We start from the raw sequence: 22,959 nt of genomic DNA on the forward strand, positions 1-22,959 counted from the left end.
GCCCTAGTCCTCGCGCGGTGGTGCTTGCAGGTGTCGGAGCTTGACCGGGTTCCGGACGACGTAGATCGCTTGGAGCAGCCCGTCGGCGACGTCGAACTGGAACGTCGTCGTGATCGCGGCGTGCTCGGCGAAGAGGACGGCGTCGAGGCCGTTGAGCTCCGTGGGGACCGCCACGGAGGTCGATCCGTGCTTCTCGGCGAGCCCGAGGACGAACCGCGCCGTCTTCTCCGCGCCGACGACGGGGCGGAGCGCGGACGTGGCGTTGCCGCCACCGTCGGACACCAGCACGACGTCCGGGGCGAGCGTGCCGAGCAGCGTCTCGACGTCGCCGGTGCTCGCGGCTCGGAGGAACTGGTCGACCACCCGTCGGTGCTCGGCGGCGCTGACCTCGTTCCGTGGAGGGCGGTTCTGCACCCGACCCCGTGCACGGTGCACGAGCTGCCGGGTGGCTGGTTCGCTCCGACGCAACACCGCGGCGATCATCGGGTACGGGAAGTCGAACACCTCCTTCAGCAGGAAGCCGATCCGTTCGTCGTCGCTGAGGCGCTGCAGCATGACGAGGAGCGCGGTCGACACCGCGTCGGCCTGCAGCGCCATCCGTTCCGGGTCGTCGGGAGCGTCGTCCCGGGACGCACCGGTGATGAGGGGCTCCGGGAGCCACGGGCCGATGTAGTCCTCCCGGCGACGCGCACTCGTGCGCAGGGAGTTCCGGGCCTGGTTCGCGGCGATCGTGGCGAGGTACGCACGGCCGTCCGCCACGTCGGCGTCGGCCGACTGCCATCGCAGGTACGTCTCCTGCGTCACGTCCTCGGCGTCGGCCACCGACCCGGTGATGTCGTACGCGATGGTGAAGACGAGTCCGCGATGCTGCTGGAACACATCCGCCCGAGTCAGTTCCACGCGGCTTCCTCCATCGCCATCGGCGCCGTCGAGACCGGGCCGCTGGGCCAAGAATAGGAGCCGCCCCGCCGGGCCTCCCCGCGCAGCCACCGGAGTGTCTGACGGCAGATCATCTCCTTCACGACGCCGGCGGCACGACCCGAAAGCGCCACCCGGCGAGGTCGGTCGTCGGAAGTGACGCCTTGGACGAGCGCGTCGCGCCGCCCGAGGCTGAGACACTGCGCGACGAAGCCCGACGAGAGCGGGCGCAGCGCCTCGCCGGCGATCCGTCGCAGGACGTTGTCGGCCGCGTGGGCGCCCATCGGGAGGGCCGAAGCACAGCTCATCCGTTGGTAGCCGTACCGCGGGTCGTCGATGACCGCCGCGTCACCCGCTCCGAAGACGCGCCCGTCACCGCCGACGACCGCAAGCGTCGGGCCGACCCGGAGGCGTCCGTCCGGAGCGGTGGGGAGGCCGCTGTCCCCGGCGAGCGCCGGCGCGGCGAACCCCGCGCACCACACCACGAGCTCGGCGTCGAGCTCCGCACGCAGGTCGCTCCCGGCAGGGACGGTCAGTCCCTCGCGCAGCTCGATCCCGAGGCGGACGAGGCGACGTCGGAGCCGGGCCCGGCTCGCGGCCGAGACACTCGGCGCGATCGCGCCCGCGGTGTGGAGCCGCACCGTCAGGGACGGATGCCGTTCCGCGATCTCGCTGACAGCCTCCAGACCGGTCAGGCCACCGCCGACCACCGCGACGGCCGCGCCCGACGGGAGATCCGCCAGAGCGGCGCGGAGCCGCGCTGCGGACTGCAGGTCCGCGAGCGAGTGGACACCGTCACCAGCAGGGATGCGCCCGCTGCTCCCCGCCGCGAGGACGAGGTGGTCGTACGGGAGCAGGCTGCCGTCCGAGAGGGTGAGGACCCGCTCCCCCGCATCGATCAGGTCGACGCGGGAGACACGCAGCCGCACGGCTGGGTGGAGCACCGACGCGAACGTGACCGTGGCCGTCGCCGACGACCCGGCCGCGAACTCGTGCAGACGGATCCGCTCGACGAACGCCTCCTCCGCCGTCACGAGGGTCGTCACGACCGCGCCGCTGCCACCGCTCCCCGCCACCCGGTTCGCGGCCATGACACCCGCGTACCCTCCACCGATCACCACGACGTGTTCCGACATGTTCGTTCCCCTTCCGAAAACGGTTCCGGGCATGGGACACCGGTCGACGTCGGTCTGTGACCGCGGCGGGAGAATGCGAGCGGAGGGGTAGTGTCCGCCGCGTGAACATCCCGGACTTCGACATCGAGCCCGTCGTCGGGCCACGGTTCTGGATGGTGGTCCTCGGAGTGGTGAGTGCGGTCGCCGGTGTCCTCGCCGTCATCGGGTGGCCGCTGCCCGTGATCTCGTCGAGGCACGGCGGTTCGGGACAGCACGCCTGGGCGCGAACCGTCCGCGGAGTCCAGGACTGGTTCGCACACGACGGCTGGCGGATGTCCGGCGCGTCGTGGATCTACGGTGCCCTGGCGGTCGCGGCGTTGGCCGGCATCGTCGTGCTCCTGCACCCCGACTGGAGCGGCGCGCGGACCTTGAGCGTCGTCGCCGGTCCTGCCGGCGCACTGCTCGTGATCGGCCCCGCGGCACAGTGGGCGCTCGGACTGCCGTGGTCGAACTACGGAGCCGGGTCGACCGGCGGGATGGCGCTCGGCGTCGTCGTCGGGCTCGGCGGCGCCACCGTGCTCGCCCGGTTCCGCCGAGCAGTGCGACGGAGCGTGCGCCCCGATGACGACGTGAACCCACCGCCCCGGGGTGTGCGCTGAGACCGACTCCCGCCTGGGCGCACGGTCGTCGTCGAATCAACTCGTCGGGGATGCCAGGTTGATCGCGTTCACGAGGGAGGACAAGCGCAACGCGACCGCTGTCCGGACTGTCGCGGGCAGGTCGTCGAAAGTCGTTGCGAGGTCGTCCAGCACGGCGGCTTCGACGCCGATGACGGACGCCAGCGCATCGACGGGAACCCGAAGGTCTGCGTCAGAACTGCCAACATGCCCTCGACGCGTTCTGCGTCGGGGATCTCCTTGACGGCCGAGAGGTGCGCGACGAGAACGGACACGCGCGCCCCTTCATCGGGGCTGAGGCCGCCGTCGGCAGGGTCAGCGAATCCGTTGGGGGATGTCTCGACGTACGACCGCAACTTCTCTGGCGTCGTGCCGGTGATCGCTCCGATCGTGTCGTAAGGCACCCCATCGACCTCGACGATGTGCCGGAGCTCGTGCGCAACATCCTGCTTCTCGGTCATGCACTCTGCCTTTCATGAGCGCGCGCAGCGCGCGATGATCGCGTTCAGACCCTGTCTTCGCCAGCTAGCATCGCGCACATGAGCGAGACGACGCGGCGCAGCCTCCTCGAACGACTCGTCGGCAAGCCACTCCCGTGGCTCGCGTGGGTGTGGGTCGCCCTTGCCGTGGTCTGGATCGTCCTTGCCGTCGTCGATCCGTCCGGATTCCACAGGTCCATGGCGATCGTCTGGTCGATCCTCGCCGCCGTCCAGATCGGCTCGATCTCCTACGCCCGTCGACAGGAACTGCAGCGCACCCAGAACGACGACGGGGAGTCCGCGACCCGCTGAGCGACAAGTCGGCAGTCGCGGAAGCGCCTACTTCCCAAGCACCTTCGGGATGAACGTGGACGCGCTCGGCAACCGGCTCCTCACGATCCTGTCCTGAGCCGTATCCTGACTGCCTGCTCGCCCCCACTGGGGAGGATCCCGAGCTCGGGCGCACGACGTCGCAGTCGGCGTTGCCCATGGAAGGAACTGCAATGAGCATGGAAGGCGCAGCCTGGAGCTCGCTCTACAAGATCTCGACCGCCAAGGACGGCAAGCACGGCTTCTCCCGTGAGTCGGTGCGGCGGATCATGACGTTCGCCGTGCCCTACCGGGCCAAGCTCGTGCTCTTCATCGCGCTCTCGGTCGTCGGGGCGTTCCTCGCGGTCGCGACGCCGGTGCTCGCCGGTCAGGTGGTCGACGTCATCGCGGCGCGCGGCGCGGTCGGCACGATCGTCTGGCTCGCCGTCGTCATCGCCCTCGTCGCCGTGGCGGATGCTGCCTCGTCGCTGCTGACCCGCTGGTACTCCGCACGGATCGGCGAGGGCGTCATCCTGGACCTCCGCACCGCCGTGTTCAACCACGTGCAGAAGATGCCGATCGCGTTCTTCACCCGCACTCGCACGGGCGCCCTGGTGAGCCGCCTCAACAACGACGTGATCGGCGCGCAGCAGGCCTTCAGCGGCACCCTGTCGGGAGTGGTCACGAACGTCGTGGCGCTGATCCTCACCCTGGTCGTCATGCTCAGCACGTCCTGGCTCGTGACGGTCCTCGCGGTGGTGATGCTCCCGATCTTCCTGATCCCGGCACGCCGCATGGGCACCCGTCTCGCAGCGCTGCGCCGCGAGGCCGCCGATCACAACGCCGCGATGAGCACGCAGATGACCGAGCGCTTCTCGGCGCCCGGCGCGACGCTCGTCAAGCTGTTCGGCCGTCCCGACGAAGAGGCCGAGGAGTTCCGGGTCCGCGCCGCCCGCGTTCGCGACATCGGGGTGCGGAGCGCCCTGCTGCAGTTCGTCTTCGTCACTGCCCTCACCCTGGTGTCCGCCCTCGCCCTCGCGCTCGTGTACGGGGTCGGCGGGGCGCTCGCACTCGGCGGGCAGCTGAACACGGGTGACGTGGTCACCCTCGCGCTCCTCCTCACCCGCCTCTACGCGCCGCTGACCAGCCTCGCCAACGCTCGCGTGGAGATCATGAGCGCCGTGGTCAGCTTCGAGCGCGTCTTCGAGGTGCTGGACCTCGAGCCGCTCATCCAGGAGAAGCCCGACGCCGACGCCGTCCCCGACGGACCGGTGTCCGTCGAGTTCGACGACGTCCGCTTCGCCTACCCCGCCGCGGACAAGGTGTCCCTCGCCTCCTTGGAGGAGGTCTCCACCCTCGACACCCGCGGCGGTGACGAGGTGCTGCACGGCGTGTCCTTCCGCATCGAGCCGGGGCAGACCGTCGCCCTGGTCGGCACGTCCGGTGCCGGCAAGTCCACCATCGCGCAGCTCCTCTCGCGCCTGTACGACGTCGACAGCGGTGCCGTCCGCCTGGCCGGGGCTGATGTCCGCGACGTGACCTTCGCCTCCATGCGGCACACCATGGGCATGGTGACGCAGGACGGCCACCTGTTCCACGAGACCATCCGGTCGAACCTGCGCCTCGCAAGGCCCGAGGCGACCGACGACGAGGTGTGGGACGCCGTCCGCCGCGCGAGGCTCGAATCCCTCATCCGGTCCTTGCCGGACCAGTTGGACACGATGGTCGGTGAGCGTGGCTACCGGTTGTCCGGCGGTGAGCGTCAGCGGATGACCATCGCGCGGCTCCTCCTCGCCCAGCCGCGGGTCGTCATCCTCGACGAAGCGACGGCGGCGCTCGACTCGACGTCGGAGGCCGCGGTGCAGGCGGCGCTCAGCGAGGCGCTCGAGGGACGGACGGCGATGGTGATCGCGCACCGTCTCTCCACCATCCGCAGTGCGGACCAGATCCTCGTCGTCGAGGACGGCTCGATCGTGGAGCGCGGGACGCACGAGGAACTGCTGGCCATGGGTGGGCGGTACGAAGAACTGCACCGCACCCAGTTCGCGGTCCAGAAGAACGTCGCGGCGGACGAGGACGCGCTCGCGCCATGAGCCGAGTCAGTGGCGTCGTGGTGGACTGCGAGGACCCCGTAGCGGTAGCACCGTTCTGCGCAGCCGTACTCGACGGGTACAACTTCGAGCTCTGTTGATGATGTCCGCGCTCAACGCGGCGGCAGTCCAGTTGTGCGGGGTCAAGGGAGTAGCGTCCGCCGTATGGCGGACCGATGGATGGATGGAGTGCCCGACGCTCCGGGCGGCCTCGTCGGCGCGTGGATCAACGTCATCGTGTGTGCCGCACTCGTCATCGGCTTGCCCATCATCGTTTTCACGCAGGCTCAGGCCCCGGCGAACGTGCTCTTCGCCATCGCAGCGCTCGCCTTGGTCGGGTTCCTCGAAGCAACCTTCATCCACAAGCTCCGCCAACAGCTCGCTCGCAGGCGGCGTCGCCAGGCCGGAAGAGATGTCGACGGCGCCCAGGGCAATGCGCACTAGCCGTCTCGTGAGGCCTGATTCACGCGACAAGGAGTGACCATGTGGATACCAGGTCTCATCCTCGGCCCAGCAGCGATCGCAGCCGGGATCCTGTTGTTCATCCGGCCGGGTGTCTTTTCTGACTTGCTGCACACGGTCAGTCGTGGCGGTGACGAGGAGGGTCGTCACCAACCGGACCTCCTCAAGGGCCCTGCGATCGGACTGGTGTGGATCGGTATCGCTGTGCTGCTTGTCTCGGTGTTCCTGCGACCGAGCTGAGACCTTCGCAGCAAGCCCCGGACGGGCATGGCGACGGTGCGGTGGCGGAAGATCGTCAGGCGATGTAGCGCTTGAGCACGCACTTCACCGCTCTCCTGGTCTTGCCTTCTGCGAGGCGCCGTTGCTTGCAGGCGAGTGCGACGGTTTCGCGCGCGAAAGGGTCTTGACGGTCTATTTGGTTACTTTGATTCGGTGAACGACGTGACCGCACCGCGTTCTGCCCATCCCCGTACCGGCCGGGGCGCCACAAGGTGGACGCGACCGTACTGACGAAGACGATCAGAGCGAACGCTGCCGCGAGATGTAAGAGGTCCAGCGGCGGCATTCCCTCGGTGACCTCGCGCGACGCACGACCTTGGTAGTCGACGAACGCGATGGAATCGCACACCGCTCGTGCGAGGTGGAACAAATCACGGTGATCACCGATCTCCGCGTCATGGAAGACGACGATCAGGTCCCCCCGAGTCCCGCCTCCGTTCCGGAGGTCCATCTGCCTCCCACAAGCGGAGCGCGCCGGCGTTCTGGATTCGGTTTGTCGCGGCAGTTGTGTTCCTCCGACGCGGTGGACCATCTCGCGTCAGGGATCAGCGCGAGGAGACGGGCGAGGGTTCCAATACAACCCCCACCCTTTCCCTCACCGCGGCACTTGCCCGCTGCCTCCGCTGCGATCTGCTGATCGTCGTCGTGAAGAGAAGCCGTCTGCCTGGATGTCACGCAACCCGGCGGAGGCGCTGGCTCGCCTGTTCGCAGGCACCATCAACGACCGCGAACTGACGGTCGATCTGAGGCTGCACCCGCGCGGAGCGCCAGGCACGGGCGCCGAGGTACACCAGTGGCGCGACAACCCACAGCACGATGCCGATCGCGCCCGAGATGACTGCGGGCATCCCGGCAGCGTTCTCGACGATGGCGGGCACGTTCACGTCGCTCTGCGTCGCGAAGACGGACAGCCCGAGGAATGCCGCTCCCACGATGCCGATCAAGTACGCGAGTACTGATGCGACCATCGTTCGGGACCGTTCCAGACCGGTGATGGTCTCGAGCGCTCCCTGCGCCTTGCGCTGCAGATCGATGACCTCGTCACGGTTGCGGATGTCGCGGTTGCGCTTGAACTCGATCTCGGTAGTGGCACTACCCGGGCGGGGGCGCTCAGCGGTGCCGCCTTCCCATCCGAAGTTGCGGTACGTGTCGCGGTAGAGGGTCACCTTGTTCTTCGGAACGCTGACACGGGTGTACTCGTACGGGACGTAGGTGCCGGCGAGGGGAGTTTCGGTGCTCATGGGATGTCCTTCTGCTCGTTGGTCGGCCGACTTGGCCTACATCGATGTTCGCCGTCGTCCTGCGCCCGCTCATCGTCTCTCCGCGGTAACCGCACCTACTGCGATCGCAGTACGTGCGGGCACGGCTCAGGAGAAGAATGGGAGGGTGACTCCACTCGAACGCTCCAACGTGCCCCCGCGTTCGTGGATGCGCGGCGGGCGCACGCTCTACCTCGTCACCGGTGGAGCGATTTCGGCGGCGATCATCGCCGAAGCGATCCGCGTCGGCTCGGAACGTCCCGTACCGCTCGGCGGCGCACTCGCCGTGGTGCTCCTCGCAGTCGGCTCCGTGATGAGCCTGCGCTTTCCGCACATCGGTCTGCTCATCGCATCGTGCGCGGCTCTCACCGCGGGCGTGTTCGGTTGGGAACCGCTGGTGGAGTGGAGTTGCGCCGTGTTCCTTCTCTTCGCGGTGACTCTGCGAAGAGGGCGACCGATTCTGATGGCGGTGTCGACAGCGATCCCGGTGGTCATCGGAACTCTCTCGAGCCGAGAACTGGGAGACCCGATTGCGACCACCATCGGCGTGGTCATCTCGATCGGTGCTGGTGCCGGCATCGCGTTCGGCCTCCGATCGCAAACGCAGTACCGATTTGCGTTGGAGCAGCGCGCCGAGGACGCTGTCGCGACTCGCGAAGTCGAAGCGCAGCGACGTGTCGCGGAAGAGCGGCTCAGAATCGCGCGGGACCTCCACGATGTCGTCGGACATGAAGTCGCCGTGGTCAGCATGAACATCGGCGTCGCCGAAGTCGTGCTTCCTGAGGACGCAACCCAAGCACGAGAGGCGCTGCGCAACGCTCGGACAGGCATCCGCAACGTCCTGAACGAGACACAGCGCATCTTGGAGCTGCTGAGGACCGCGGAAGACCACCCGGGTTCAGCCCCGACTCCCGGATTGACGCTCATCCCGGATCTCATCGAGTCGTACCGACAAATCGGTCTCCGAGTCGACGCTGACCTCCGTGTCGACGTCGACGCCGAGGTGAGCGGTTCCGTCGGAGTGACCCTCTACCGAGTCCTGCAAGAGACCCTCACGAACGCGCACAGGTACGGCCGAGGATCGGCGACGGTGTCGTGCTGGTCCAGCCCGGGACGCGTGCACCTCGAGGTCCGGAACGCGCCACACGACGATCGACGGCAAAGCGGCAGCGGACTGGGACTGATCGGTTTGCGCGAACGAATCTCCCAGGCTGGCGGCACCGTGACGATCGACGGGAACAGCGTCGTGTTCGTGGTCTCAGTCGAACTTCCCACAACGGATGGACTCCCCACATGATCAAGATCGCACTCGTTGACGACCAGGACATGATCCGGTTCGGGCTCCGCGCGATCCTCTCCACCTATGAGAGCTTCGACGTGGCAGTGGAAGCAGGGGACGGCCTCGCGGCCATCCAAGCCATGGAAGCCAGCCCCGTCGACGTCGTGCTGATGGACATCCGCATGCCGGGGATCGACGGTGTCGAGACGACCCGGCGGCTTCGTCAACGGTGGAATGGCGATGAGCTGAAGATCGTCGTGCTCACCACCTTCGAGCACGACGAGACGGTACTGGCCGCGCTTCGCGCCGGAGCGAACGGATACCTCAGCAAGTCCGCCGGACCTCGCGAACTCGTGGCGGCGATCGAGGAAGTCCTCGGTGGTGGTGGCGCGCTGTCCGCCGCGGCCGCAGCAGCACTGATCGGGCGCGTCGCAAATGAACCCGATCACCCCATCGACGAGCAACTCGTCGAGCGGTTCGCCACTCTCACGCCACGAGAACTCGACGTGACGCGCGCGATCGCAGCTGGATCCGATGTCAACACCATCGCGCACACGCTCTTCTTGTCGCCGTACACCGTCAAGACACACGCCAACCGAGCGATGGCCAAAGTCGGCGCGCGCGACCGCGCACAGCTCGTGGCGTTCGCGTTCAGCGCGGGGGTTCGTCCTGTTCGCTGAAGCGCGCTCAGGGCGCCAGTGTCGGTGACGGAATTGAGTCGCCCGATGGCGGCCAGAGACATCGAAAGAGACTCACCGCCCGGTGAAGGATCGACTACCGGACGCGCTCACGTGGTTTGACAGGCACCCCGACTTGGGCTGTCGTCTGATCACTTGATCGTGTCAACGAGGTGACGCGCGGCGTTCTGGGGCCGGGGCGCTACGAGCCGGACGCGACCGTACTGACGACAACCATCAGCGCGGACGTTGCCGCGAGATGAAAGTCGTCCTGCCGGCGCCCACGCAATACGCTCCCCGTGTGGAATCGATCCCGGACGACGGCGCGAAGCACGTGGTCGGCGCACGGTGGTGGGTTCCCTGGCTTATGGGCTTCCTGGTGAGCGGGATGGCACTGGTTGCCCTCGGCACGGCGTTCCCGGTCGCGACCCTGGTCATCGCCGGATACGGGTCCACCTTCGGCGCTGCGTGGAAGAGTCGCGGACGGGCAGGCGCCCGGGCGACACGTGGCCACTGGGTCGCCGCGGGGCTCTCCGTCCTCCTGTTCGCCGGACTCGGATTGCTTCTCGGTGCCGCCGGATTCTCGATCGATGACGCCCAACGGGGCAATGCGGTCCCCGGTGCCGTCGTCGGTGGAGTCCTGCTCGCGGTCGGTGGTGGAGTGCTTCTCGCCATGGCCATCGCTGCCCGCCGACGCCGAACTCGAGCAGCCCGTTCTCCCGACTGACCGCGTGTGAAGGAGGACGGTCAGCAGCCACGCGGGTCGCGGCGGGTGTTCATCAACCCCCGGCTCACGAGCACTACCGATGCGGACCGCCACCACGAGCCTGGCGTTGCTGTGCGGGAGGTGCTCACAGCAGTGGTCGTCGTCGGATCCAGACGTTCACCCAGACGTGAACGAGTCCAGTCGCAGCAACGCAGACCATCACCCACCCGACGACGCCGTGCTCGGTCGCGACCCAGAAGATCCCGAGGGCGAGGACGACCGCGACCACGAGTACGCCGAACACGAGCATCAGCAGGCTGATCACGGGGCTGGCGTTCTGGGTGAGCTGCGCGTCGCGTACCCAGGCCGGGTTCCGCACACGCCATCCGAAGAGCGCGACTGTACCCACCAAGATCGCGACGCTCGCCACGAGGAGACCTGTTGCAGCCACGACGGGATGGTAGCTCGAACCGGTCATTTCCCGGACGTGGCTGCCAGGGCACCAGCCGACCTCACTCGACCTGCAGCGGAGCGGCTTGAATGGATCCATGCTCGAGATCCACACTCGGTGGTCGCGCTCCAGCGCCCGGTTCTCCCTGCCGCTTGCTCCCGACACCGTGAAGGACCGGCTGGTTGCCGCTGCCGAGGACATCCGGGGCATGCGCGTTCGGTACGTGACAGCGCGACGCGTGGTGCTGATGTCGTCACCGAGCTGGAGGACCTGGGGGGACTTGATCACCGTTGAGCTCGACGCTCAGGAGGACGGCGGCACGAGCATCGAGGTGCGGACCGCCCCGTCGCTGCGACTCTCGTTCTCCGACTGGGGACAGGGCGCGAAGGACATCCGCCTCATCCACGAAGCCCTCACCAGCCACCAGCTACCTCGTTGAGTGCCCGAGCTGCTCGACCGCTGCTCGGCCCCACCCGTTGGGGTCATCGTCCGAAGGGACGAACGCCAGGGAGTACCAGAGCACGAGGACCGGCCACCAGCGAAGCTCCTCGTCCGTGAGGGGCTGGACTGCCTGGTAGCCGTCCAGGAACTGCTGTCGCACGGACGCCGACACGGGCCCCCAGTCCCGGAAGAGCGTGCCGAGCAAGACCGCCGAGCGCGCGATCTCGCCGACTCGATGGTCGAGTCGAAGCTCCTCGAAGTCGAGCACGCCGACGACCTCGCTGCCTGCACGCAAGATGTTCGAAGCACGGTAGTCGCCGTGCACGATCTGCATGGGCGGAAGACCCTCCGGTGCTCGTTCGAGCATGCGCTCCACGACGTCGCGAGCGTGCGGGGACGACGTCGACGGTTCGGAGGCGAGCCAGTCGGAGACCTGCTGACGGAGCGGTGACGGCGGAGCCAGGACCTCGTGGTCCGAGTCGTGCAGCGGGCAAGAACGGAGCGCGTCGTGCAGCCGAGCAAGCGTCGCCCCTGCGGCCGCGACCTGATCGGCGTCGCCGACATCGAGGTGGTCCCCCTCGATGACGCGTTGCAGGCCCATCGACGTGCCGCCGTTCCTCACCTGGACCGCACCCGCGAGGGTCGGCAGCGGTGCGGACACCGGCAACCCCTGCGCTCCGAGCCATGCGGTCAGGTGGGCGGCGAATGCGAGCCGTTCGAACCGCTCGGGCGCGACCGACCACTTGACCAGGAGAAGTTCGTCGCCGCTGCGCACCCACGCGAGGGCGTTGCCACCGCTCATCACGACGCGGTCAGGGGACTCGACATGGACGCCCCATCGACGCGCCACCGCCGCCGTGACCCAATCGCGCGCTGATTCGGCGCCCGCGAAGCCGAACCGGGTCCGCAGCACCTCGTTCGGGTCGCCCTGTTCCCACAACAGCTCGATCTTCATCGATCCCCCGTCACCTGAGCACGTCGATCCGCTCCCATCGCACCACGACCCGCTTCCAGTCCGCCGGCGGGTGTGTCGGGTCCCAGTCGTTGACACGGATGTTGATCGGGACGGTTCCGAGGAACGAGGCAAGGAGGAACACCACCAGCATCCCCATGGCGGCGATGCGCCACCCGAACCCGCCGTCCGCTCCGGTCACCGCGAGAACGGCGACGGATGCCAGGACGGTCGGGACGATCAGGATCGGTACGACGACCTTCAGGGACTGCACCAACAGTCTCGGAGCGCGCCCCACCCGTCGTCATCGCTCCGCTGAACGCACACGCCCTCGACGGCCCGCACGAGCGCACGCTACCGCCCACGATGAATTCTGGTCGTCACTCGATCGGTGCGGACGGGAGGGGCGGGGGTACCCGACCCCGTCCCTCCCGTCCGTCGTTCCGCCCCGCTCCGTCCGGCGCGGGGCGTTCCACCAGTCCCGAAACTGGTGGAGTTCTCAGCGGCGGTACAGGGCGTTGCGTGCCAGCACGGCGAAGTCGCGCAGGAGGTCGAGCTCCACGGCGTCCTCGCCGCGTGGAGAAGGGTCGAACACGCAGACCGCTCCGACGCGGGTCCCGTCCAGGTCCTCCAACGGATGTCCCGCGTAGAAGCGGATCCGTCCCCGCCGCGCGACCTGCGGACGGTTCCTGTCCCATGCGTCCCCGATGACCGTCGGTCCTGAGCGCAGCACGGTCGAACGGCAGAAGGAGTCTTGCAGCGCTCCGGTCCCACGCGGGAACCACAGACTCGCAGCGGACCACTGCCGTCCTGCTGGAAGGAACGTGATCGCTGCCCCTCTGGTGTGGAAGAGCTCTGTCATGTCCTGCACCATCCGGTCGAGGGCGGCGTCGGCCGGGGCATCGACGATGCCCATGCGACGGATGGCGTCGTACCGGTGCTGGACCGGCTGCGGCGTCGAGCGGAGCCATTGGGGGCTCCCGGCGCGGGCACGTTGCTGCTCGAGCAGCAGGTGCGTGACCTCGAGGAACAGCGAAGGGACGGACGTGGTCACGTCGGTGTCCACGCCGAGCACGATCAGGTCTTGTCGTGCCTGCTGCAATGCGGTCACGAGCGCGGTCTGGCCCTCCTTGTGCGCGAGTGTGAGCACGATCTCCGTGGTGGGCAGCAGCTGCGGTCGGAGCTGATCGACCAGGACGAGCGCTTCCTCGACGGCGCTGACGACCGCGCTGTTCGTCGTGCGGCTGTGGACCACGCTGCCGGACAGGCAGACCACCACCACGTCGTAGTTGGCGACGTGGATCCCGCTCCCGGCCGAGACCAGCGACTGGCCGGACCAGCTCGACCACGGCACCGCGGTGACGTCGGCACCACGTCCGGACCGCGCAGCCAAGGTCTCCGCCATCGTCCGCGCGGCGCTGTGGAGCGGCTCATCGGGCGCGAAGACCGCATCACCGAACACGAGGATCCGGTCCGAGTCCGGGCCGCTCGCCGACGCGGTCACGACGCGTGGCGTGAGCGACCGGTCGGGCAGTTGCGGGGCTCCCAGCATGGTCATCTCCAACCTCCCTGTCTGAGGCAGCTGATCCTGCACGTCTCTGGTTCTTCCGAGAGCACATCGGGTGGTTGACCGCGGCGAACTCGTTGGACCGACCGTAGACAAACCCGTGACCACGCGCCATCCGTTGCGCGCGGCGTCACCGTCGATCTGCGCGGGTTCGTGCTCGTTGGACGTGAACGCGGCCGGTAGAGTCGCGCCATGACCGGGGCTGCAATGGAGATGTTCGCCTCGCACCGGGTCGCCGCCAGCACGACCGTGGACGAGGCCGCCGCCGTGCTCAGTGAGGTGTTCCTCCCGGTACAGATCTCCCCGTCTGCCCCAGGTCCGGGCCTGCGCATGCACCTGAACGCGCTCACCGCTGGTCGCATCACGTTCGGCTACATGCGCTTCCGTGAGGCTGTCCGGATGCACACCGCGGAACCCGTCGACTACCACCTCGACATCCCCGTTCGGTCGCAGATGACCATGCGTGCTGCCCGGGGGACGCGGTTCCGGGGGACCGCGCAGACCGCTGGGGTCTTCATGCCGGGCCGATCGGTGGAGCTGGACTGCACCGACTGGTTCGCGCAGGTCGCCATCATGATCCCGCACCGCGACCTGCAGACCGAGCTGGAGCTCTTGCTGGACGCACCGACCTCGACACCGCTGGAGTTCGACACCGAGTTCGACCTCACCACCGACGGCGGCCAGGCCGTGATGCAGGCCGTCCGGATCGTCGACGAGGGCGCTCGGCGGACGTCAGGCCCTCTCTCACATCCACTCGCCGTGCGCAGCCTCGAGCAGGTGTTCCTCCACAGCCTGCTGCTCGGGCAGCCGCACAACTACTCGACGGCGCTCGACATGCCGAGAGGGGGGTCCGGGGCCCGATCGGTCTCGCGCGCCGTCGATCTCCTTCGCGACGACCCGGTGCGGCCATGGACGGTCGGGGAGCTCGCGTCCGCCGTGTCGACGAGCGTCCGCAGCCTCCAGGAGAGCTTCCGACGGACACTCGACACCACACCGATGGCCTACTTGCGACGGCTCCGGTTGGAGCGGGCACGCGAGGATCTCATCACTGCCAGCCCCGGCAGCATCACCGTGTCCGAGATCGCCGCCCGCTGGGGCTTCCTCCACGTGAGCCGGTTCGCCAGCACGTACGCCGAACGCTTCGGCGAGCTTCCCTCCGCGACCCTGCGACGCACAGGACGTCCCTGAGTCGGCCTGGCGCAGATGCGCGGGCCGACCCACGACGTCCCCCACCGCTCGATGGCGACGATGACGTCACTGGATGGCTGTCCGGACTGGAGGCTCGTGGCGGCGCCCCCACGAGCCTCCCGTCAGCAGTTGGTCACCGGACCGCGCGCCGGACGCGGACACGCGCCGCGCGCGCGGATCGCTGATCGTGAGGAGCACCGCCACGGCTCCTGCGGGGAACCGCATGGTTCGTTCCGACGCGGTACGAGTCGGCCATGATCGGGAGCAGCGTGGACACCGCGTCGACGCGATCCGAGGAGCACACATGCGAGTCCTGGCCTTCCTGGTGACGATCATCGTGACGACCGCGCTCACTCTCGGTGCAGGATTGCTCACCGCGCTGTACCTGCGGGAAGCCCCCGACGCACTGCTCATCGCCGCCGCCGCCGCGTCACCGTTCCTCGTGTTCGGGCCGCTGGTCATCGGCTCCTGGGCCGCGTACTTCGACGATCAGACGCCGTCCGGCCGCAGCCGGTACCTGCAGCGCGTCTCCCTCGTCGTGCTCGCCGTCGACGTCGTCGCAGCGGTCGTCGTCGTGGTTACGAGCGTGTCCGCCCGGGCGCCGGTGTGGGTGCCGGTGGTGCTCGTCGGCGGGGCCGCGGTGCTGTTCGTCGTCGCGCGTCCGATCGGGAGCCGGCTCCGCCGTCTGGAACCACCGATGGTCGCGCTCCATGACCAGGTCCTCCCCGGTCCGGACGTCATCCGGCGCAAGGTCGTCGTCATCGGCATCACGTTCGTCATCGCCGCGATCGTCTCGGCGGTCGGTGTCGCCGTGCTCGACATCCTCGTGCACAACCCTCCCCACGATGCGCTGATCGCGGCTCTGCTGGCGGGGCAGCTCACGTTCCTCGCCACGGCGTTCGCGTCGATCGTCGTCGCCCTCCCCTTCAGCCGGTTGCTCCGCGATGCCGGCGGGCGCGACGTGGACCGGCTGCGTCGGTACGCGAAGGTGGTGCTCCGCGGCAAGGACATCCCGATCGACGAGGCCGAGCAGCCGAGCGCGGTGCGGTACGCGCAGGTCGTGCAGCTCGTGTTGCAGTTCAACACGGCGTACATCACGCTCTTCTACGTCTCGATCGCGTTCCAGCTCGCCAGCGGGATCCTGCGCGGCGACCTGATCACGTTCTCCACCGTCTTCCTCGTGCTCATGGCGGGGTTCCTCGCGTGGGCGCTCCCGTGGATGACCATGCGCATCCGCCGCGCGCGGCGGTACGTCGAGGAACACCCGACAGGGGACCCAGCGTGGGAGCCGAAGCCCATCACCTCGCGATGATCTGCCCGGCGGGTCTGGCAGGCTGACGGCGTGAAGGACATGACGCGCGAGCGAGTGGCCGTATGGGTCCTGCCTACCGTCACGGTCGTCCTCGTGGCCGCGTGCGCTCTGGTCTGTGCGATCGCGTCCATGCACTTCGCTCGAATCGACGCTGCGTTCCCGGCGGATGGCCGAGGCGTACTCCGAGCCCGAGCTCCGGAAGTCACGGCTGCCAGTCACCTCCTCAGCCTCACGTGGATGGCCTCCCTCCCGGTGGCATTCGGAGCGACGCTCCTGGCGTCCGCGGCACAAGACCGGTTCCACGCCGAAGGAGCTGCTCGCGCGTTCGCTCAGATCGCCACGGTCATCGGGGTCGCTGGGTGCATCGGCGGCGTGGTCCTCGCGGTACTCGGATTCCTCGAGATCCTGGCGTAGTCGAGGCTCTCCGCACACCGGGCTGTCCCCGCCGCTGTCGTGTTCGCGCCCTGGGCCATGTCGTGGTCACGGAACTGCTCCTGCTCCCGTTGCACCTTCGCCTTCGCACCGGCTTCCATGTCCGCCGGCGAGCGCGTCTCCTGCTGCCGCGGCTACAGAAGACCCGTGAGCACACCACCGTCGGCCCGGACGGCCGCACCGTTCGTCGCGGAAGCCATCGGGCTCGCGAGGTACGTCACGAGGGCTGCGATCTCGGCCGGTGCGATGAAGCGTTCGAGGAGCAGAGTCCGGTTCTCGCTGATGATCGCCCGCTGCACCGTCTCGACGGGGAGCGACCGGGTCGCCGCGATCGCCTCGACCGTGGACGCGACACCGTCCGAGTACGTGGGCCCGCCGAGCACGGTGTTGACCGTGACGGCCGTGCCACGTGTCCGTTTGGCGAGGCCGTTACCGAGGGCGATCATGGCCGCTTTCGTCATGCCGTAGTGGATCATGTCGACCGGCACGTTGACGCCGGACTCGCTGCCGATGAACACGATGCGACCCCAGCCCCGTTCAAACATCCCGTTGAGCAGGTGTCGTGACAACCGCACACCGCTCATCACGTTGACCGCGAAGTACCGTTCCCAGTCCTCGTCGGCGATCGAGTCGAAGTCGGCGAGGCCGAACAGTCCGACGTTGTTCACCAGGACGTCCACGTGGTCGAGTGCCTCGAGCAGTCGCGCGACCTCGTCGGGATCGGCGAAGTCGGCCGCGATCCCGGAGGGGTCGGTGCCCGGGTGCTCTCGCCGCAGGCGCTCGACGGCGTCGTCGACGCGGACGCGATCCCGGCCGTTCACGATCACCCGCGCGCCTTCGGCGGCGAGAGCTGATGCGATCGCGTAGCCGATGCCCTGCGTCGATCCACTGATGAACGCTGTCTTGCCCTGGAGCTGCAGGTCCACGGTTCCTCCTCGATCGTCCCGCGCCGGACGACGCGATGACTTGCCTGAGCAAGTACCGTAGAGCGAATGAGTTGCCTGGGCAAGTCATTTCCCCTACGCTGTGGGAATGGCGCAGCCCGAGCTCAGTGGCGAGCAACTCGAGACATGGGCGGCCGTGGCGACGTTGCTCGAGCGACTCCCAGCCGCTCTCGACGCGCAACTGCAGCGGGACAGCGGGCTCACCCACTTCGAACACGGGGTACTCACCGCCCTCGACACCGCTCCTGATCGGACTCTGCGGATGAGCACCCTCGCCGGGTACGCGAGTTCGACACTCTCCCGACTGTCCCGAGCTGTCACGAGACTCGAACGGAAGGGGTGGGTGCGCCGTGTCGTCGACCCGACGGACGGCCGGTTCACGCTCGCAGTGCTGACCGACGACGGACACGAGAAGGTCGTGGAATCGACGCCGGCGCACCAGGCACTCGTCCGACGGTTGGTCTTCGACACGATCAGTACGGCGCAGGCGCGCCAGCTCGGCGCCATCGCGCGGGGTGTCGCGGGCGCGGTGGACGCCGCGCCGACGTGGCACCCCCCGCAGGCGGGCGACACTGAGAACGCATCACGCGACGTGCTCGAAGAAGGTCGATGAGTGCTTGAGATCGTTCGCCCCGCGATCAGGCGCGGAAAGCCGAGTGTTCATCGGGGCTGGAGCTCGTCGCGGTCTCACAACCGCACACAGCTGAGAAGGACCTCTTCCCAGCACCGCTGAGACGAGCCAGGGCCTCACCGCGCGGCCTGGAACGCTCGGGCGCTTGTGGTCGGGTCAGGGCCGGTCTAGCGTCGAACGCTGTAACGATCATTGTTCACGTTCGAGGAGCTGCCGATGTCGTATGCCCCGCCGCCAGGCTGGTACCCGGACCCGTCCGGCCCCCGCGGGACCCGCTGGTGGGATGGGGCGCAGTGGACACAGCATGTCGGACCGCCGACGTCGCAGGTGCCTCGCCCGCCGATTCCCGACACCACGCGAACCGACACGGTCTTCGTGTGGCTCATGGCGTTGCTCCCCCTCGTCACGGCGCCGCTGCTGCTCGTCTACCAGCCGCACTTCCGGTACGAGTTCATCGGCCCATCACACATCCGGACCATCGACCCGACGTCGATCTACACCGCCGGGTACGCCATCGTGCAGGGCGTGAGCGTGCTCCTCTACGCCGCGAACGTACTGCTGGCGCTCTTCGACCACCGGGTGCTGAAACGCCGCGGCGTGGTTCGCCCGTTCTCGTGGCCGTGGGCATTCCTGTCGCCGATCGTCTACGTCATCGGCCGGTACGTCGTGGTGCGCAGAGTCGCCCCGGGACGGGCAATGTGGCCGTTGTGGGTCTACCTCGCGGTGTTCGTCATCGGCGTGGTCCTCGGCATCACCCGATCGGTAGCACTGTTCCACCAGATGCTCCCGTAGCAGCGGCAGCGCACGACGGAGAGAACGCGCACACGTCAGAGCCGTGTCCGATGCTCGGTCGCTCAGCGACTCCTGGTCGATCGCTACAAGCTGCTGAACCCCGTCGCCCATGCGACGATCACACCCACGCTGGCGAACACTGCCACCAGCCCCCCGATGATCGCGGCTGATCCCTGTTCATCGTCTTCTGCGACAGCTGCGGGCGATGGGATGTGGAGCTGTCCGGTCCTTCCGATGAAGCCTGACCTGCGCGACTCGCATCAGGCCTCAGCTCGTGATGCCGGTGATGATCGCCCCGAGCTTCCACCGGTGACGGTCGTCCGGGTCGGACTCGTCGAGTTGCGCTCGCAACGCGCGGATCTCCGGGAACTCGGTCTCCGGAAGCGCGTCGTACACCCGCCCGAGGCGGTTTCGAGCGGCCTGCATCGACGCGTCAGACACATCGGCACGCTCCGCTTCCGCTCGAACTCGGCGTGCCCAGCTGGCTCGCTCGACCGCGGTCGACGCCGTGTACTGGTCGAGGAGGTCCGCGGCTGCCAGGAGTGACCCTTCAGCCAAACCTCCCCTCCGGAGGAGGGCGAGGACACGTTCAGTGATGGCGAGGGCGTTCGGGCCGACCTGCGCCTCGACCAGGGCGACGAGAGCGATGTCGTCGTGGGTCGCGAGCACGTGGATCTGATCCGTGACGAGGCCCTCCAATTCGGCTCGCCAGTCCGCGGGCCCCCCGTGTCCGACCGGCACGTCGGCCAGCGCGAGGTCGTAGGCGGCCTCGAGCAGGTCCTTGCGGTCGGCGACGTAGACGTAGAGCGACGCTGCTGCCGTGTCGAGGCGCGTCGCGACCTTCCGCATCGACACGGCGTCAATCCCGGACTCGTCGATGAGCAGCAGCGCGGTCCGGACGATTGCCTCGCGGCTCAGCGGTGGTTTGGCAGGGCGCGTCCGGGCCGAGTCGGACCGATGAGTGTCGGGCGTCATGCGACCAGCGTACGCGGCGAACGACGTTCGAGGCGTACAGTGTTCGTCACGAACAGTGTTCGCCCCGAACGCTGTTCGCTTAGGAGTCAACTTGGAACACCACAACAATCACAGGTGGGTCGCTCTGGCAGCTGTCCTCTGCGCAACCGCGATGGATCTCTTGGACTCGACCGTGATGGTCGTCGCTGCTCCCTCGGTGCAGGAAGCAATGCACGGAGGAGACGCCGTCCTGCAGTGGCTGACCGCGGCGTACACGCTCCCGTTCGGCATCCTGTTGATCCTGGGCGGGCGACTCGGTGACCGCCTCGGCCGCCGCAGGGTCTTCCTCGTCGGCGCGGCCGGCTTCGTGGTCGCATCACTCGCCTGCGCGTTCGCACCGTCCATCGGCATCCTGCTCGCTGCGAGGGGGCTCCAGGGCGCGTTCGGCGCACTACTGATCCCGCAGGGGTACGGCATCGTCGGAGCCCTGTTCCGCGACCAGCGCGAACAGGGCCGGGCGTTCTCCCTCTTCGGCCCGATCAACGCGATCGCCGGGGTGGGTGGGCCCATCCTCGCCGGAGCGCTCATCGGTTGGGACATCGGCGGGAGCGGATGGCGTGCCATCTTCCTGATCAACGTCCCGATCGGACTCTTCGTCCTCATCGCCGCGGTCCGGTGTCTCCCGCGCGACGACGGTCGACCCGGTACACGCATCGACGTTGCTGGGGCGGCGCTCGTCGCCGTGTCAGCGGCGCTCCTCGTCTTCCCGCTGATCCAGGGACGCGAGTCCGGCTGGCCCTGGTGGTCGTTCGTGCTCCTCGCACTCGCGGTCCCCGCCGGATGGGCGCTGGTCCGCCAGATCCGGGGCAGCAGCGCTCCGATCCTCGAGCCGAGCCTGTTCGGGAAGCCGACCTTCGTTGCGGGGCTCGCCGTCGCAGCCGCCCTGTTCGCCGGCACCGGCGGACTCAACCTGCTGCTGTCGCTCTTCCTGCAGCTGAGCGGGGGCCAGGACGCCATCGCCACCGGGCTCGCACTCGCGCCCCTCGCGATCGGCATCGCTGTCGGTGCGCCGATCGCCGCGCGCCTCCGAGCATCCGTCGGACGACACGGCCTGCACATCGGCTTCCTCGTCGAGGTCATCGGCCTCGTCCTCATCGCCACGGCCGTGCTGATGGACCAGAACGTCGGCGTGTTCGAGGTCGGGATCTTCGTCACGGGTCTCGGCCAGGGCCTGCTCTTCGGCCCGGTCATCCAGACGATCCTCGGCACCGCGGACGGTCACGAGATCGGAAGCGCCGCCGGCGCCATGACCTCCCTGCAGCAGATCGCCGCGGCGCTCGGCATCTCGATCCTCGGCACCGTGTTCCTCGCCAGCACCAGCACAGCCTCCATGATCACCGGCCTCGCCGTGGTCATCGCACTCATGGCGTGTGCCGCGCTGCTCGTCCTCCGCATCCCCACGCACGCCCACACCTGCTGAAAGGCACGCACCTCATGACCACCACCCCTCGAACACGGATCATCGTCCTCGGCGCGGGCGGCCGCACTGGCCGGCTCGTTCTCGAATCAGCCCTCCACAGAGGCCACCAGGCAGTCGCCCTCGTCCGCTCGCCGGAACGCGCAAACCTCGCCGCCCGTGACGGCCTCGAGGTCATCGCTGCCGACGCTCGCGATGCCCGCGTCCTGCGGAGCACTCTCCGACCGGGCGATGTCATCGTCTCAGCAGTCGGCCCGTCCGGTCGCAAGTCGAACGGTCTGTACTCCGCCGTCGCCCGAGCCGTCGTCGACGCGACCGTCGGTGGTAGCCACCGTTTTGTCGGCATCACCTCCAGCGGGGTCCGCGACGACGACCCGAACCACCCCTGGTGGTACCGATCGTTCATGGTCCCGTTCATGGAGAACACCTACGGCGATATGCGACAGATGGAATCGACGCTCCGGGCGAGCGACCTGCCCTGGACCTTCGTCCGGCCGGGGCGGCTCCTCGACGAGGCCCCGTCCGGGAACTACCGGATCGAGGACGGCGAGAACCCGAAGGGCGGCATCAGCATCTCGAGAAAAGACGTCGCAGACTTCGTCATCTCCTGCGCGGACAACGAACACTGGACCCGCCGAAACCCGACCATCACCACGTGACAGATTCCACGGGTCCCGACCCCGACGACCTCCGACCCGTAGGTACCGATCGCGCCCTTCCGGCGGGCGGATCCCGCCACGTCCTGCGTCCGTTCGCCGGTGGACGATCGGACCGGCACACCTCAAGCCGCCGGCGTCCCGTTCGAGGATCCGCTTTCGGACGGGCTGACCGCCTCGAGCGGTAGACCCCACGGCTCGGAGTCGCCGGTACCGCACGGGCTTGGTCAGCGGCCCATGCCGAGCGCGGACTCGATCCGGCTGATGGTCCGGCGCATCGCGTACTCGTCCTGCGCCGGCTGGTCGTCGGCCACCCACAGGTGGACCGCTCCGGGACCCGACGTCCTGGGTGCGAGGCAGACCACGATCCCCCATCGATATGCGACACCGCGCGGTGTGGGCTCCCTGAACACGTCGAAGCCGAGTACCTCTGAACGGAGGGCGATCGGTGTGCCCTGCCCGTCGTTGCGCGTCGACCAGCTCGTGATGCCAGCCCTGTCGAAGCCGAGGTCGCACGGGAACCAGACGCGCAGTCTGGGGCTCCAGGCCGTGAGGTCGGCGGCCGTCGATTCCGTCGCGTGCGCGGTGACGAACACGTTGCCGGGATGGGTCTCGGCCTTCTGCTGTAAGCGCGCCCGCCGGCGGTGGTTGACCTCGGTGGTGACACAGGCGGCGCCGAACCCGAACGTGATGAGGATGCCGAGACGGAGCTCGGTGGACAGGGCCCGTCCCTCGTCGATGCCGATCAAGACCACGAGGACGACCGTCGCGGCGCCGAAGACGACGGTGATGGCGGCGAGGAGGATCGTCGACGGGCGCACGGCTCGACAATGCCAGAACCCGAGGTGCGGTGGAATGCTCACACCGTCACAGTGAGCACTGCGCCAGCGGACTGCGAACCGTCCGGTTGAC

Annotated in this window: 27 protein-coding genes and 1 pseudogene; 16 read left to right on the top strand and 12 right to left on the bottom strand. The window is 68.3% G+C overall.

The genetic code is table 11. From position 1 onward, the window contains the following. Window positions 1–3: 3 nt before the first annotated feature. Both sigJ and EDF55_RS04570 read right to left on the bottom strand, forming a co-directional pair. Complete coding sequence (gene sigJ / locus EDF55_RS04565; RefSeq protein ID WP_221180720.1) at window positions 4–900, bottom strand: RNA polymerase sigma factor SigJ; 897 nt, start codon at window positions 898–900, stop codon at window positions 4–6. After that, window positions 891–2,054 (bottom strand): NAD(P)/FAD-dependent oxidoreductase, encoded by a 1,164-nt coding sequence (locus tag EDF55_RS04570; protein ID WP_185017112.1) that lies wholly within the window; start codon window positions 2,052–2,054, stop codon window positions 891–893. The genes sigJ and EDF55_RS04570 overlap by 10 nt, the downstream gene beginning before the upstream one ends. Window positions 2,055–2,155: 101 nt before the next feature. Between EDF55_RS04570 and EDF55_RS04575 the strand changes: the two genes are divergently transcribed. Next, window positions 2,156–2,692 (top strand): hypothetical protein, encoded by a 537-nt coding sequence (locus EDF55_RS04575; protein ID WP_123653690.1) that lies wholly within the window; start codon window positions 2,156–2,158, stop codon window positions 2,690–2,692. A 68-nt stretch (window positions 2,693–2,760) separates the two neighbouring features. On the opposite strand, the gene EDF55_RS04580 is transcribed toward EDF55_RS04575, so the two are convergent. Further along, window positions 2,761–3,171 (bottom strand): HTH domain-containing protein, encoded by a 411-nt coding sequence (locus EDF55_RS04580; protein ID WP_123653691.1) that lies wholly within the window; start codon window positions 3,169–3,171, stop codon window positions 2,761–2,763. Between the two features lie 78 nt (window positions 3,172–3,249). Between EDF55_RS04580 and EDF55_RS04585 the strand changes: the two genes are divergently transcribed. From EDF55_RS04585 to EDF55_RS04595, 3 genes are all read left to right on the top strand, one after another. Further along, a complete protein-coding gene (locus EDF55_RS04585; RefSeq protein WP_123653692.1) occupies window positions 3,250–3,501 on the top strand; it encodes a hypothetical protein in 252 nt (83 codons plus the stop codon). Window positions 3,502–3,692: 191 nt separating this feature from the next. Continuing rightward, window positions 3,693–5,591, top strand: coding sequence for an ABC transporter ATP-binding protein (locus EDF55_RS04590; RefSeq protein WP_123653693.1), 1,899 nt, complete (start codon window positions 3,693–3,695; stop codon window positions 5,589–5,591). A gap of 162 nt (window positions 5,592–5,753) precedes the next feature. Further along, entirely contained in the window at window positions 5,754–6,032 is a 279-nt protein-coding gene (locus tag EDF55_RS04595) for a hypothetical protein (protein ID WP_123653694.1), read from the top strand. A gap of 313 nt (window positions 6,033–6,345) precedes the next feature. On the opposite strand, the gene EDF55_RS04600 is transcribed toward EDF55_RS04595, so the two are convergent. Continuing rightward, a complete protein-coding gene (locus tag EDF55_RS04600) occupies window positions 6,346–6,780 on the bottom strand; it encodes a hypothetical protein (protein ID WP_123653695.1) in 435 nt (144 codons plus the stop codon). A 220-nt stretch (window positions 6,781–7,000) separates the two neighbouring features. Next, window positions 7,001–7,570, bottom strand: coding sequence for a hypothetical protein (locus EDF55_RS04605; protein ID WP_123653696.1), 570 nt, complete (start codon window positions 7,568–7,570; stop codon window positions 7,001–7,003). A 145-nt stretch (window positions 7,571–7,715) separates the two neighbouring features. On the opposite strand from EDF55_RS04605, the gene EDF55_RS04610 reads away from it, so the two are divergent. The 3 genes from EDF55_RS04610 to EDF55_RS04620 all read left to right on the top strand — a co-directional run bounded on the left by EDF55_RS04610 (window position 7,716) and on the right by EDF55_RS04620 (window position 10,271). Next, window positions 7,716–8,885, top strand: coding sequence for a sensor histidine kinase (locus EDF55_RS04610; protein WP_185017114.1), 1,170 nt, complete (start codon window positions 7,716–7,718; stop codon window positions 8,883–8,885). Beyond that, entirely contained in the window at window positions 8,882–9,547 is a 666-nt protein-coding gene (locus EDF55_RS04615) for a response regulator transcription factor (protein WP_123653698.1), read from the top strand. Before EDF55_RS04610 ends, EDF55_RS04615 begins: the two co-directional genes overlap by 4 nt. Window positions 9,548–9,845: 298 nt before the next feature. Further along, window positions 9,846–10,271, top strand: a complete 426-nt coding sequence (locus EDF55_RS04620) for a hypothetical protein (protein ID WP_123653699.1) — start codon at window positions 9,846–9,848, stop codon at window positions 10,269–10,271. A 124-nt stretch (window positions 10,272–10,395) separates the two neighbouring features. On the opposite strand, the gene EDF55_RS04625 is transcribed toward EDF55_RS04620, so the two are convergent. Then, entirely contained in the window at window positions 10,396–10,701 is a 306-nt protein-coding gene (locus EDF55_RS04625; protein ID WP_123653700.1) for a hypothetical protein, read from the bottom strand. A gap of 97 nt (window positions 10,702–10,798) precedes the next feature. On the opposite strand from EDF55_RS04625, the gene EDF55_RS18585 reads away from it, so the two are divergent. Continuing rightward, window positions 10,799–11,140, top strand: coding sequence for a hypothetical protein (locus tag EDF55_RS18585; RefSeq protein ID WP_123704660.1), 342 nt, complete (start codon window positions 10,799–10,801; stop codon window positions 11,138–11,140). Here EDF55_RS18585 and EDF55_RS04630 read toward each other — a convergent pair. The 3 genes from EDF55_RS04630 to EDF55_RS04640 form a co-directional block, all read right to left on the bottom strand. Beyond that, window positions 11,129–12,097 (bottom strand): phosphotransferase, encoded by a 969-nt coding sequence (locus tag EDF55_RS04630; RefSeq protein WP_123653701.1) that lies wholly within the window; start codon window positions 12,095–12,097, stop codon window positions 11,129–11,131. The two genes, EDF55_RS18585 and EDF55_RS04630, sit on opposite strands and share 12 nt — an antisense overlap. 10 nt (window positions 12,098–12,107) lie before the next feature. Beyond that, window positions 12,108–12,368 carry an anthrone oxygenase family protein gene (locus EDF55_RS04635; RefSeq protein ID WP_123653702.1) on the bottom strand — a complete coding sequence of 87 codons (261 nt, stop codon included), beginning with the start codon at window positions 12,366–12,368 and terminating at the stop codon, window positions 12,108–12,110. Between the two features lie 225 nt (window positions 12,369–12,593). Next, window positions 12,594–13,652, bottom strand: a complete 1,059-nt coding sequence (locus EDF55_RS04640; RefSeq protein WP_123653703.1) for a GAF domain-containing protein — start codon at window positions 13,650–13,652, stop codon at window positions 12,594–12,596. Between the two features lie 201 nt (window positions 13,653–13,853). On the opposite strand from EDF55_RS04640, the gene EDF55_RS04645 reads away from it, so the two are divergent. The 3 genes from EDF55_RS04645 to EDF55_RS18680 all read left to right on the top strand — a co-directional run bounded on the left by EDF55_RS04645 (window position 13,854) and on the right by EDF55_RS18680 (window position 16,575). Next, complete coding sequence (locus EDF55_RS04645) at window positions 13,854–14,849, top strand: AraC family transcriptional regulator (RefSeq protein WP_123653704.1); 996 nt, start codon at window positions 13,854–13,856, stop codon at window positions 14,847–14,849. A 304-nt stretch (window positions 14,850–15,153) separates the two neighbouring features. Further along, window positions 15,154–16,161 carry a hypothetical protein gene (locus EDF55_RS04650; protein ID WP_123653705.1) on the top strand — a complete coding sequence of 336 codons (1,008 nt, stop codon included), beginning with the start codon at window positions 15,154–15,156 and terminating at the stop codon, window positions 16,159–16,161. A 237-nt stretch (window positions 16,162–16,398) separates the two neighbouring features. After that, window positions 16,399–16,575, top strand: coding sequence for a hypothetical protein (locus EDF55_RS18680; RefSeq protein WP_185017116.1), 177 nt, complete (start codon window positions 16,399–16,401; stop codon window positions 16,573–16,575). 152 nt (window positions 16,576–16,727) lie between these two features. Here the strand turns inward: EDF55_RS18680 and EDF55_RS04655 are convergent, their stop codons facing one another. Continuing rightward, entirely contained in the window at window positions 16,728–17,519 is a 792-nt protein-coding gene (locus EDF55_RS04655; RefSeq protein ID WP_123653706.1) for an SDR family NAD(P)-dependent oxidoreductase, read from the bottom strand. A gap of 106 nt (window positions 17,520–17,625) precedes the next feature. On the opposite strand from EDF55_RS04655, the gene EDF55_RS04660 reads away from it, so the two are divergent. From EDF55_RS04660 to EDF55_RS04665, 3 genes and pseudogenes are all read left to right on the top strand, one after another. After that, on the top strand, window positions 17,626–18,150 hold the full coding sequence (locus EDF55_RS04660; RefSeq protein ID WP_123653707.1) for a MarR family winged helix-turn-helix transcriptional regulator: 525 nt from the start codon (window positions 17,626–17,628) through the stop codon (window positions 18,148–18,150). Window positions 18,151–18,384: 234 nt separating this feature from the next. Continuing rightward, a pseudogene (locus tag EDF55_RS19210) lies at window positions 18,385–18,489 on the top strand (DUF2510 domain-containing protein); the annotation flags it as partial. A 63-nt stretch (window positions 18,490–18,552) separates the two neighbouring features. Beyond that, a complete protein-coding gene (locus EDF55_RS04665) occupies window positions 18,553–18,960 on the top strand; it encodes a DUF2510 domain-containing protein (protein ID WP_243698378.1) in 408 nt (135 codons plus the stop codon). 267 nt (window positions 18,961–19,227) lie between these two features. Here EDF55_RS04665 and EDF55_RS04670 read toward each other — a convergent pair whose 3' ends face one another. Next, the gene (locus tag EDF55_RS04670; RefSeq protein ID WP_123653709.1) at window positions 19,228–19,935 is read right to left on the bottom strand and encodes a TetR/AcrR family transcriptional regulator; all 708 of its coding nucleotides are present in this window, start codon (window positions 19,933–19,935) and stop codon (window positions 19,228–19,230) included. Between EDF55_RS04670 and EDF55_RS04675 the strand changes: the two genes are divergently transcribed. Both EDF55_RS04675 and EDF55_RS04680 read left to right on the top strand, forming a co-directional pair. Continuing rightward, window positions 19,934–21,394, top strand: a complete 1,461-nt coding sequence (locus EDF55_RS04675; RefSeq protein ID WP_123653710.1) for an MFS transporter — start codon at window positions 19,934–19,936, stop codon at window positions 21,392–21,394. The genes EDF55_RS04670 and EDF55_RS04675 overlap by 2 nt on opposite strands. A gap of 14 nt (window positions 21,395–21,408) precedes the next feature. Then, window positions 21,409–22,050: an NAD(P)-dependent oxidoreductase gene (locus tag EDF55_RS04680; protein WP_123653711.1), complete on the top strand. Its 642-nt coding sequence runs from the start codon at window positions 21,409–21,411 to the stop codon at window positions 22,048–22,050. Between the two features lie 224 nt (window positions 22,051–22,274). On the opposite strand, the gene EDF55_RS04685 is transcribed toward EDF55_RS04680, so the two are convergent. Continuing rightward, window positions 22,275–22,910, bottom strand: coding sequence for a hypothetical protein (locus tag EDF55_RS04685; RefSeq protein WP_123653712.1), 636 nt, complete (start codon window positions 22,908–22,910; stop codon window positions 22,275–22,277). Window positions 22,911–22,959: the final 49 nt, after the last annotated feature.

Origin of the sequence: Curtobacterium sp. ZW137, assembly GCF_003762905.1 — a bacterium.
In the GTDB taxonomy this organism is placed as follows: Bacteria; Actinomycetota; Actinomycetes; order Actinomycetales; family Microbacteriaceae; genus Curtobacterium.